This window comes from Isoptericola sp. NPDC060257 (assembly GCF_042726645.1).
GTDB classification, from domain to species: Bacteria; Actinomycetota; Actinomycetes; order Actinomycetales; family Cellulomonadaceae; genus Isoptericola; species Isoptericola nanjingensis.
Genome location: NZ_JBHXAW010000158.1, coordinates 1 through 10,385, shown reverse-complemented (window position 1 = coordinate 10,385; position 10,385 = coordinate 1). Strand labels below are relative to the sequence as shown.

The following is a 10,385-nucleotide window of genomic DNA, read 5'->3' as shown; positions in this document are numbered from 1 at the left end:
CCCGCCCGCCGGGGCCCGCGCCGGGGGGGGCTGGGCCGCGCGCGCCCGCGCGCTCGAGCGCGCGGGCGAGCTCTCGGCAGACCCGGACGAGGCGGCGCGCCGCTTCGTGCTCGCGGCGCCGGCCGCCATGTACACGGGCCGCACGGCCTGGGTGGAGCGCCTGGCCGCCCGTGCCCTCGAGGTCACCGACGACGAGCACACGCGCTGGGAGGCCGACCTCTACGGGGGATGGGCGGCTGCCTCGACACCCCGCCACCGCGCCGCGGTCGAACGGCTGACGAGGGTCGCGCGCCGGGCGGGGGCGGCCGATCCCCCGCTGGCCCTCGCCGCGCTGGCCCCCGCCGCCGTGACGGCCTACTACTCCGGCGACGACGAGCTGATCGACGACGTCGCGCGCTGCCTCGAGGCGCTGCACCCGGCCGACACCGTCCCGGTGACCGCGTGGGTGCGGGCCGCGGCCGCGCCGTTCGCCCCGGCCTCGCGCGCCACGCTGGACGGCGCGGTCCGGGCGGCCACGCACCTCGGCATCAGCGAGCTCAACGTGCTCGGCGGGGCGGCGTGGATGCTCGACGAGACCGGGCTGGCCGCGCGGCTGCTCGGCGAGCTGCTGGAGCTGTTCTCCCGCGGTCCCACGCAGGGGGCCAACGCCCTCGTCACGGCGACCCTCGCCGCTGCGCTGCACGAGCTCGGCAGGTGGGACGACGCCCAGGGGCACGTCGAGGACGCGGTGCGCGTCGCTGAGGCGACGGGGATGCCGGTCGTGCGGGCGGCCGCGGTCGAGACGGCCGCCCTGCTCGCCGCCGGCCGGGGCAGGACGGAGGAGGCCCGGGACCTCGCGCAGCACGCGCTCGCCGACGTGGGGCCGGGGGCGACCCGGTCCGTGGAGGTGCGTGCGCGACAGGCGCTCGGTCTTGCCTCCCTGGTCGCCGGCGAGCCCGAGGCCGCCTACGACGCCCTCCGCCGGACCTTCGCCCCCGACGGGCGGCCCACCCACCGGCACGCCTCGGTGCACGGGATCGCGCTGCTCGCCTCCGCCGCCGTTCGCGCGGACCGGCCCGAGCGGCTCGCGGACGCGACCCAGGTGCTCTCCGCCGTCACGGCACACGTCGGCGACACCCCGGGGCCGCGGGTGGCGGCCCTGCTGCACCACGCCCGCGCCCTGCTGGCGTCCCCCGACGACGCGGTGGGCGAGTACCGCGCCGCGCTGGCCGACCCTGCCGGCGCCACCTGGCCGTTCGAGCGTGCCCTCGTCCGGCTCGACCTCGGCGAGCGGCTGCGGCGCCTGCAGCGCGTGAGCGAGGCACGGACCGAGCTCAGCGCCGCACGCGAGACCTTCCTGCGCATCGGCGCCGCCTCGTTCGCGGACCGGGCGAGCGCCGAGCTCCGCGCCGCCGGGGTCGCGGTGGCGGAGCGCACGCCCGACGCCCTCGCGCAGCTCACGCCGCAGCAGCGCCGCATCGTGCGGCTGGCGGCCGAGGGACGCAGCAACCGGGAGATCGCGGAGCGGCTCTTCCTGTCCCCGCGGACGGTCGGGTTCCACCTCTACCGGGTGTTCCCGCTCCTCGGCGTGACGTCGCGCGGCCAGCTGCGCGACCTGGTCGACGCCGGAGTCCCCGGAGCGGGACCAGTCATCTGACAGAAGCGGCCGGCCACCCCCGCGGGTGAGGGTGAGGTCTCCGACCCCTGGGAGACACACCATGACCGAGTTCAGCGCGTCCCGCCGTGCCGTGGTCTTCGTCCACGGCCTGTGGCTCCACGCCGACTCGTGGACGCCGTGGATGGACCGCTTCGCGGAGGCCGGGTACGACCCGCACAACCCGGGGTGGCCCGGCGCCCCCGCCACCGTGGCGGAGGCGAGGGAGCACCCCGAGCTCGCGGGCGGCGTGGGCATCGACGACGTCGTGGCGCACTACGCCGACGTCCTCGACGGCCTGTACGTCGACGGTCTCGACCCTCGGCCCGTCGTCGTCGGGCACTCGTTCGGCGGCCTCGTCGCCCAGCGCCTGCTCACCGAGGGCCGGGTGGCCGCGGCGGTCGCGATCGACCCGGCACCCCTGCGCGGGAACATCCTCCTTCCGCCGAGCTCGCTGCGGGTGGCCGCCGTCGCGCTGACGACCCCCGCAAGCTTCCGGGGCACCGTCGCGCTGACCCCGGAGGAGTTCCGGTACGGCTTCGCCAACGAGCTCTCGGACGACGAGGCCGCTGCGCTCTACGACCAGTGGACGATCCCCTCTCCCGGCAGACCTCTGTTCGAGGACGCGGCGGCGAACCTGCTGCCGGGATCTCCCGCGCGGGTCGACACCCGCGACGCGGACCGCGGTCCGCTCCTGTTCATCGGTGGCGGCATGGATCACACGGCGCCCGCGTCCCTGACGCGCACCTCCGCGAAGATTCACCGGAAGCACTCCGGCGCCGTCACCGACCTCGTCGAGTTCCCCGACCGGGGACACTCGCTCACCATCGACCACGGCTGGGCCGAGGTCGCGGACGCCGCGCTCGCGTGGCTCAAGGAAAAGGGGCTGTGATGCCTTTCATCACCACTTCCGACAGCTCGACCGGTCCCGTCGAGATCTTCTACAAGGACTGGGGCACCGGTACCCCGGTCGTGTTCTCGCACGGGTGGCCGCTCAACGCTGACGCCTGGGACCGTCAGATGATGGCGGTCGCCGACGCCGGCTTCCGCGCCGTCGCGCACGACCGACGCGGTCACGGTCGCTCCACGCAGACGGGCGACGGCAACGACATGGACCACTACGCGGACGACCTCGCCGCGCTGCTGGACCAGCTCGACCTGACGGACGTCGTGCTCGTGGGTCACTCGACCGGCGGCGGAGAGGTGGCCCACTACCTGGCGCGCCACGGCTCGGCCCGCGTGCGCAAGGCGGTCCTCGTCGGCGCCGTGCCCCCGCTGATGGTGCAGACGCCGGAGAACCCGGACGGCACCCCGATCGCGGTGTTCGACGGCATCCGCGAGGGCGTGCGGACCGACCGCTCGCAGTACTACCGCGAGCTCGCCGTCCCGTTCTTCGGCGCGAACCGCGAGGGGGCGAACGTCTCCCAGGGCGCGATCGAGCAGTTCTGGCGGCTCTCGATGCAGGCCGGCCTGAAGCCCGCGTACGACTGCATCGCGCAGTTCTCGGAGGTCGACTACACCGACGACCTGCGCGCGATCGACGTCCCGGTCTTCGTGGCGCACGGCGACGACGACCAGATCGTGCCGATCAAGGCGGCGGCCGCGCGGTCGGCCGAGATCCTCGCCGACGCGACGCTCAAGGTCTACCCGGGCGCACCGCACGGCATCGTCGGGGCGTACGAGGACGAGTTCACCAAGGACCTCGTGGCGTTCGTCCAGGCGTGACGCGACGGTGACCCTCCGGCGCCCCTCGTGGCCGGAGGGTCACCCGGCGTCACCGGGCCGGTCGGCGGGCGGCGTGAGCAGCGGCTCGAGGTCAGAGGCGTCCACGAGCGGGTCGTCGAGGTCGACCGTGATCTGCGAGCGCGCCATCACGCGGGCCGCGCCGGTGACGGCGGAGCGCAGCGCCGGGTAGTCGCCCACGCGGGTGCGCTCCAGCACGGTGCCCACGAACCGGCTGCCGCGCGGCGAGACCGTCTCCAGCGACTCGCCGTCGCGGATCTCCCCGCGCTGCGCCAAGAGCGCGAGCCGCGCCGACGTACCGGTGCCGGTGGGGCTCCGGCAGAGCACGCCAGGGTGCACGTACGTGGCGGACGGGGACTCCCAGCGGCCGTCGCCGACCTGGCGCAGCGGCCCCATGAAGTGCGCGAACGGCAGCGGCCCGACGTCGCCCAGGTCGGGGTGCTCCTGGCGCAGGCCGGGTCGGGCCGCGCGGACGAAGGCGTCCCCGAACGCGGTGAGCGCCACCTGCTCCGTCGGGCCGATGTCGAACCCGTAGCGGGACGCGTCGACCAGGGCGTAGTACGCGCCGCTCCACACGAGGTCGAACAGCACGTCGCCGTGGTACGGCACCTCGACGCTCAACGCCTCGTCGGCCACGTACGCCGGCTCGCCCTCGGTGGTGATGGACACGACCCGCCCGTCGATCACCCGGGCGCTCACCCGTGCCAGGCCCGCCGGGGACTCCAGCGTCACGTCCTGCAGCCCGTCGCCGTCGCGCAGCGGGATGGCCCCGCTCTGCAGCAGGGCGGTGGCCGTGCAGATCGTGTTGGAGCCCGAGTACAGCGGGTACCCCATCGCCTCCATGATCACGTAGCCGGCCTGCGCCCGCGGGTCGCTGGGCTCGACGATCAGGTCGACCGACATGGCCGGGTCGCCGTACGGCTCCGACAGCAGCAGGCGGCGCAGCCCGTCGCCCTGCTGCTCCAGGTAGCGCGCCTTCTCCAGCACGGTCCGCCCGGGCAGCGGCTCGACGCCGGACATGACGACCCGGCTGACGTCGCCGCCGGATTGCGCGTCGATCAGCTCGATGGTGCGCTCACGGCTGCGCATACCGTGCCCCCACGCCGTCCCAGTGCCGGTCCGGCACGACGACGAGCTTGCCGACGTAGGACTTCGCCAGGAACGCGCGCTGCGCGTCGTGCAGGTCGGAGAGCCGGAACGTGCGGTCCAGGAGCGGACGGATCTCGCCGTCGGAGATGTAGCGCACCAGCCGCCGGAAGGCGGTGCGCGTGCCCTGCGACGACCCGTGCAGCTCGAGCTGCTTGAGGTACATGGTGCGCAGGTCGAGCTGCACGACCGGGCCGCCGATCGCGCCCGCCGTCGTGTACCTCCCCTCGGGCCGCAGGATGCGCAGCAGGTCGTTGAACATGGGCCCGGCCACCAGGTCGGCGACGACGTCGACCGGACCGTCCACCACCCGCCCCACCTCGGCGACGAGGTCGCCGGCGTCGCGCAGCACGACGTCCTGTGCCCCGATCTGCCGCAGCGCCTCCTCCTTGCCGGCGCTCGTCACGGCGTACGGGACGGCACCGCGCACGCGGGCCAGCTGCACGATCGCCGACCCCACGCCGCCGGACGCCCCCGTCACGAGCACCCGCTCCCCCGCGGCCAGCCGCGCCCGGTCGAGCATCTGCTCCGCGGTGAGGTAGGCGCAGCAGAACGTCGCGAGCTCGGCGTCGGCGATGTCGGCCGTGATCTCGTAGGCGTTCTCGGCGGGGGCGGTCATGTACTCGGCGTACCCGCCGTCGCGGCCGTGACCGATGTAGTCGATGTCCGCCAGGCTGTCGTCGCCCTCGGGCCGGTGGTAGATGCTGAAGTCCACGACGACGCGCTCCCCGACCCGGCCGGCGGGCACGCCGTCGCCGACGGCGGCGATCACGCCGACGGTGTCCGCGCCCTGGATCCGGGGGAAGGTGAGCGTGGATCTGCCGCGTCTCCACGTCGAGACGGAGCCCGGGTCCGTCTCCGTGCCGTACGCGCCCTCGCGGACCCACACGTCCGTGTTGTTCATGCCGCACGCGTGCACGTCGATCAGGACCTCGCCCGCGGCGGGCGCGGGCGTGGGCACGTCCTCGCGGTACACCAGCCGGTCGAGGCCCCCGTGGCCGACGAGCTGGACCGCCTTCATCACCGCCGGAATCTCCGCCATCAAGGGAGCCTAGGGGCGGGAGGGGCCTCCCGTCATCGGGTGCCGCGGCACGACGTCCGGCCCCGCGCACGGCCGGTGGGAGAATCGGGCCCGTGCCCGACCAGCTCCCGCCCGTGCCCGCGTCCCCGTTCGCCCACGTCGTGTACTACGAGCCCCGGATTCCGGGGAACACGGGCTCCGCCATCCGCCTCGCCGCCGTCACCGGAGCGCGGCTGCACCTCGTGGAGCCGCTGGGCTTCGACCTGTCCGAGGCGAAGCTCAAGCGCGCCGGGCTGGACTACCACGACCTCGCCGTCATGGACGTGCACCCGACGTTCGACGCCGCGCTCGACGCCCTGCCCGAAGCGCGCGTCTTCGCCTTCACCGCGCACGCCGACACCACCTACACGGACGTCGACTACCGCCCCGGCGACGTCCTGCTCTTCGGCCCCGAGCCGACCGGCCTGCCCGCCGAGGCGATGGACCACCCGCGCGTCACCGACCGCGTGAAGATCCCCATGCTGCCCGGCCGGCGCTCGCTCAACCTCACCAACGCCGCGTCCATCGTCGTCTACGAGGCGTGGCGGCAGGCCGGGTTCCCGGGCGCCGTCTGAGCACGAGGCGGCGGGGCGTGGCGCGCCGTCACCCGGCCAGGACGTCCAGGAATCCCCGGGCCGCCCTGCTCACGTGGCCGCGCACGGTCGTGCACGTTCTTGCCCGGCTCGGTCATGCGTCCGCCCCGACGACGCGCACGAGCTCGCCCAAGCGGGCCATGACGTCGGAGCCCGGGTCGGCGTCCGTGACGACACCCGCGACGGCGTCGAAACCGATCACCTCGAACGGGGACGCGGCGCCGATCTTCTCCGACGAGCCCAGCACGAACGTCTCCGCGGCGCGGCCGGCCAGCGCCCGCTTCATGGCGGCCTCGTCCGGGTCGCCGGTGGTGAGCCCGGCGTCGGGGTGGATGCCCGTGACCCCGAGGAGGAAGACGTCGGCGGAGACCCGCTGCGCGGCCTCGACCGCGGCCGCTCCGCTCGCCACCGCAGAGTGCTTGAAGAGCCGGCCGCCGAGGACGAAGACCTCGGCCACAGGGTGCTCGACCAGCGCCGTCGCCACGGTCGGGCTGTGCGTGACCACGGTGCACTCCAGGTCCGGCGGGAGCGCCCGTGCCACCGCGAGCGCCGTCGTCCCGCCGTCGAGGATCACCGTGCTCCCCGGGTCGATCAGCCGCACCGCCGCCGCGGCGACGCGCTCCTTGCCCGCCACCGAGACCTGCTGCCGGCCGGCGTAGTCGACGACCGCCGGGGAGACCGGCAGCGCGCCTCCGTAGACGCGCTGGCACAGACCCTCGGCCGCCAGCTCGCGCAGGTCGCGCCGGATGCTGTCCTCCGACAGGCCGAGCTCCGCCGCGACCGTCTTGGCCACGACCTTGCCGTCGCGACGGAGGGTCTCGAGGAGGTGGTCACGCCTCTCGGCAGCTAACATGGCGTTGCTCGTTTCTTCGTAGTACTGCATGTTTGTGTCTAGTCTACGGGTATGACCCGACCACTGCTCATCCTCGTCGCCGGCCCCTACCGCTCCGGCACCGACGGCGACCCCGCCGCGATGGAGGCCAACCTGCGCCGGCTCGAGGAGGCCGCCTGGCCCCTCTTCGCCGCCGGGCACGTCCCCATGATCGGCGAGTGGGTGGCGCTGCCGGTGCTGCGCTCGGCCGGCGCCACGCTGGACGACGACCTCGCGGACGACGTGCTCTACCCGACGGCGGAGCGGCTGCTGCAGCACTGCGACGCCGTGCTCCGGCTGCCCGGCGAGTCGACCGGGGCCGACCAGGACGTCGCGATCGCCGAGAGCCGGGGCCTCCCCGTCTACTACGACGTCGCCGACGTGCCGCGCCTCGCGGACGCCGACCGGTGAGCGGCCTCCCCGGCGTCGACGTCCCCGACCACCGCGGCCGGACGGGCCTCGACCGGGCCGGACGGGACCTGCGCCGCAACCCGGACGTCGTCGTGCGCGACGTCGAGCTCACCTCCCGGGGCTGGCACGTGCTGCGCCGCACGACGTTCGACCATCGCCGGCGCGACGGGAGCTGGCACACCCTCGAGCGGGAGACCTACGACCGCGGGGACGGCGCCACGATCCTCCTGCACGACGACGCGCGGTCCACCGTGCTGCTCACCCGCCAGTTCCGGTTCCCGGCGTACGTCAACGACCACCCGGACGGCATGCTGATCGAGACGGCCGCGGGCCTGCTCGACGACGACGACCCCGAGACCGCGATCCGCCGCGAGGTGGCCGAGGAGCTCGGCGTCGCCGTCGGCCCGGTCGCGCACGTCTTCACCGCGTACATGAGCCCGGGGTCGGTCACCGAGAAGGTCCACTTCTACGCCGCCTCCTACACCCCTGGCGACCGTGTCGGGCCCGGCGGCGGGGTCGCCCACGAGGGCGAGGACATCGAGGCCGTCGAGCTCCACCGCGACGACGCCCTGGCCATGGTCCGCGACGGCCGCATCGTCGACGGCAAGACCATCATGCTGCTCCAGTGGTGGGCACTGCGGGGGTGACGACAGGATGTCCACCATGCGCAGCAGCCTCTTCCACCACACCGAGCCGCAGGGTGAGCCCGGCAGCTTCCAGCTCGTCAACCCGCGGATGCTCAAGGTCGACCTCGCCGGCTCCGGCGGGTTCTTCTACGCCAAGCAGGGGTCGATGGTCGCCTACCAGGGCGACGTCGACTTCGCCTACGAGGGCGCGGGCGGCATGACCAAGCTCTTCAAGAAGGCGTTCACCGGCGAGGGCATGTCGCTGATGAAGGTCGCCGGGAGCGGCGACGTGTTCCTCGCCCAGGACGCCGACGAGGTGTTCGTGCTGTACCTGGAGAACGAGAGCGTCACCGTCTCGGGCAGCAACATCCTCGCGTTCGAGAGCTCGCTGACTTGGGACATCAACCGCGTGCAGGGCGCGTCGATGCTCAGCGGCGGGCTGTTCAACACCACGTTCACCGGCTCCGGCGCGCTCGCCGTCACCGCCTACGGCACGCCCGTGGTGCTCGAGGTCGACGAGCCCACCTACGTCGACATGCAGAGCGTGGTGCTCTGGTCCACGACCCTCACCAGCACCGTGCGCAAGACGGCGAAGCTCGGCGCCGCCATCGGCCGCGGGTCGGGCGAGGCGTACCAGCTCGGGCTCACCGGGCAGGGGATCGTCGTCGTGCAGGCGTCGGAGGGCCACCCGCTGCCGAACCAGAGCTGACGCCGGTCCGGGCGCGGCCGCCCGCGGCCGCTCAGCCCCTCAGGCAGGGGCGAGCACCTCGACGCGGTTGCCCGCGCCGTCCCGCGTGTGGAACCTCAGGTACCCCGCGAACGTCCCGCGCTCGGAGCGGTCGACGGCGAAGCCCGCGGCCTCCAGCCGGTCCGCGGTCGCGTCGAGGACGGCGACGTCGTCGACCACGAGGGCCGGGTGCGCCTTGCGTGCCGGGGCGAACGGGTCCTCCACGCCGACGTGGATCTCGGCGGCGACGGTACCGTCGCCGTCGAACCCCCGGAACCAGCAGCCGCCGCGTCCCGCCAGCTCCGGGGGCTTCGCCACCTCGGTCAGGCCGAGCCCGGTGCCGTAGAAGGCGCGGGCGGCGTCCTCGCCGCCCGGCGGGCAGGCCACCTGCACGTGATGCAGCCGCATGTCGTCTCCTCGTCGCAGGAAGTATCTCGACGTCAAGATATCCGGTCGCGTGCGCGCTCTCGACGACGGCGCTCCGCGGCAGCCCGGACGGCCCACCCGCCGCCCATGAAGATCGGCACGTTGACCAGGAACCGGCCGAACGGAGAGAGGTCGGGCGCGAGCGCCTCGATCACGCAGACCGACGCGCCCGCGAGGGTCACGAACAGCGCGGCGATGAGGAAGACTCGCACCCCGTCAGCCCTCCAGCAGCCAGGAGGCCGCGCGGCGCAGGAGCTCGGCGTGGGACGGCGAGTCGTAGGCGCGGACGTCGTGCCCCAGCCCGGAGTACACGGTGCGGCCGCCGTGCGCGTCGGCGACCCAGACGGCGGGGTGCCGCTCCCCGTCGTCGCCGACCACCCAGCCCAGCACCTGCGACGACGGCGCCACGCGCAGGTGGCAGTACCGCTCGTCGACCACGTCCACGGCCCCGAGCCCCTCCGTGATCGGGTGCGCCCCCACCGCCAGCGGCACCGTGGTGGGGCCCAGCGGCGGGTGCATCGACTCCCCCGGTACCCACCGGCCGCCGAGCACCTCCTCCCACTCCGCGTGGTCGCCGAACGCGTTCGCCGCCTGGTGCACCGCGAGGATCCGTCCGCCGGCACGCGCCCACGCGTCGAGGCGTGCGTGGAACGGCGCCCAGGCCGCGTCGTCAGGGCCGATGCCCGCCTCCCGCAGCCCCGGCCACGGCGTGCCCGCGTTGACGACGAGCAGGTCGACGTCGTCCAGGTCGTCGAGGCCGTCGGGGAACGTCGAGCGCACGACGACCTCCGGGGCGCCGGACGTCAGGTCCAGGCCCGAGAGCACCAGCGCCAGCCGGTGCGACGTCGCCGCGTGGTCGTGCCAGGGGTCCTCGTGGCGGCCGCGGCCGGCGAGGATCAGGATGCGGGTCGGTCGGGAGTCGCGCGTCGTCGTCACGACGCACCATCCTGCCCGGCCGCCCCGGGTCCGGGCCACCGACCGACCAGGAACGATCGCGCCGCACCGCGATGCCCTGACGTTCGCGGCGGCAGTTCGGACTCAGCGCGGCAGTTCGAAGATGCGCAGGGTGCGCGATCAGCCGGCCCCACGCGGCGTCGGAGCCGGCCACCCCACACCCGCCGGTGTGGTATAAACATAAAACAGCCCACC

General features: G+C 74.2%; 13 protein-coding genes. 7 read left to right on the top strand and 6 right to left on the bottom strand.

The window, feature by feature from the left end; all coding sequences use genetic code 11:
* The 3 genes from ACFWEK_RS13615 to ACFWEK_RS13605 all read left to right on the top strand — a co-directional run.
* Positions 1–1,636 (top strand): LuxR C-terminal-related transcriptional regulator (locus tag ACFWEK_RS13615; protein ID WP_430554394.1); only part of this gene is annotated, 1,636 nt, incomplete at its 5' end.
* A gap of 61 nt (positions 1,637–1,697) precedes the next feature.
* A complete protein-coding gene (locus ACFWEK_RS13610) occupies positions 1,698–2,525 on the top strand; it encodes an alpha/beta hydrolase (RefSeq protein WP_430554393.1) in 828 nt (275 codons plus the stop codon).
* The gene (locus ACFWEK_RS13605; protein WP_430554392.1) at positions 2,525–3,358 is read left to right on the top strand and encodes an alpha/beta fold hydrolase; all 834 of its coding nucleotides are present in this window, start codon (positions 2,525–2,527) and stop codon (positions 3,356–3,358) included. Before ACFWEK_RS13610 ends, ACFWEK_RS13605 begins: the two co-directional genes overlap by 1 nt.
* Before the next feature lie 39 nt (positions 3,359–3,397).
* Here the strand turns inward: ACFWEK_RS13605 and ACFWEK_RS13600 are convergent, their stop codons facing one another.
* Positions 3,398–4,465, bottom strand: coding sequence for a proline racemase family protein (locus ACFWEK_RS13600; protein ID WP_430554391.1), 1,068 nt, complete (start codon positions 4,463–4,465; stop codon positions 3,398–3,400).
* Positions 4,452–5,564, bottom strand: coding sequence for an alcohol dehydrogenase family protein (locus ACFWEK_RS13595; RefSeq protein ID WP_430554390.1), 1,113 nt, complete (start codon positions 5,562–5,564; stop codon positions 4,452–4,454). The genes ACFWEK_RS13600 and ACFWEK_RS13595 overlap by 14 nt, the downstream gene beginning before the upstream one ends.
* Before the next feature lie 92 nt (positions 5,565–5,656).
* Here ACFWEK_RS13595 and ACFWEK_RS13590 point away from each other — a divergent pair, with 92 nt between their 5' ends.
* Positions 5,657–6,157, top strand: coding sequence for a tRNA (cytidine(34)-2'-O)-methyltransferase (locus tag ACFWEK_RS13590; protein ID WP_430547707.1), 501 nt, complete (start codon positions 5,657–5,659; stop codon positions 6,155–6,157).
* A gap of 112 nt (positions 6,158–6,269) precedes the next feature.
* Here ACFWEK_RS13590 and ACFWEK_RS13585 read toward each other — a convergent pair whose 3' ends face one another.
* Positions 6,270–7,028, bottom strand: a complete 759-nt coding sequence (locus ACFWEK_RS13585; RefSeq protein ID WP_430554395.1) for a DeoR/GlpR family DNA-binding transcription regulator — start codon at positions 7,026–7,028, stop codon at positions 6,270–6,272.
* 51 nt (positions 7,029–7,079) lie between these two features.
* Between ACFWEK_RS13585 and ACFWEK_RS13580 the strand changes: the two genes are divergently transcribed.
* The 3 genes from ACFWEK_RS13580 to ACFWEK_RS13570 are packed head-to-tail and all read left to right on the top strand — an operon-like array spanning position 7,080 to position 8,792.
* Complete coding sequence (locus tag ACFWEK_RS13580) at positions 7,080–7,457, top strand: DUF4406 domain-containing protein (protein ID WP_430554389.1); 378 nt, start codon at positions 7,080–7,082, stop codon at positions 7,455–7,457.
* Entirely contained in the window at positions 7,454–8,104 is a 651-nt protein-coding gene (locus ACFWEK_RS13575; protein ID WP_430554388.1) for an NUDIX domain-containing protein, read from the top strand. Before ACFWEK_RS13580 ends, ACFWEK_RS13575 begins: the two co-directional genes overlap by 4 nt.
* Positions 8,105–8,120: 16 nt before the next feature.
* The gene (locus ACFWEK_RS13570; RefSeq protein WP_430554387.1) at positions 8,121–8,792 is read left to right on the top strand and encodes an AIM24 family protein; all 672 of its coding nucleotides are present in this window, start codon (positions 8,121–8,123) and stop codon (positions 8,790–8,792) included.
* 39 nt (positions 8,793–8,831) lie between these two features.
* Here ACFWEK_RS13570 and ACFWEK_RS13565 read toward each other — a convergent pair whose 3' ends face one another.
* From ACFWEK_RS13565 to ACFWEK_RS13555, 3 genes are read right to left on the bottom strand one after another with little or no spacing between them, the layout of a single operon-like run.
* Complete coding sequence (locus ACFWEK_RS13565) at positions 8,832–9,218, bottom strand: VOC family protein (RefSeq protein WP_430547702.1); 387 nt, start codon at positions 9,216–9,218, stop codon at positions 8,832–8,834.
* Between the two features lie 32 nt (positions 9,219–9,250).
* A complete protein-coding gene (locus ACFWEK_RS13560) occupies positions 9,251–9,448 on the bottom strand; it encodes a hypothetical protein (RefSeq protein WP_430554386.1) in 198 nt (65 codons plus the stop codon).
* Between the two features lie 4 nt (positions 9,449–9,452).
* A complete protein-coding gene (locus ACFWEK_RS13555) occupies positions 9,453–10,172 on the bottom strand; it encodes a ThuA domain-containing protein (RefSeq protein ID WP_430554385.1) in 720 nt (239 codons plus the stop codon).
* Between the last annotated feature and the right edge of the window lie 213 nt (positions 10,173–10,385).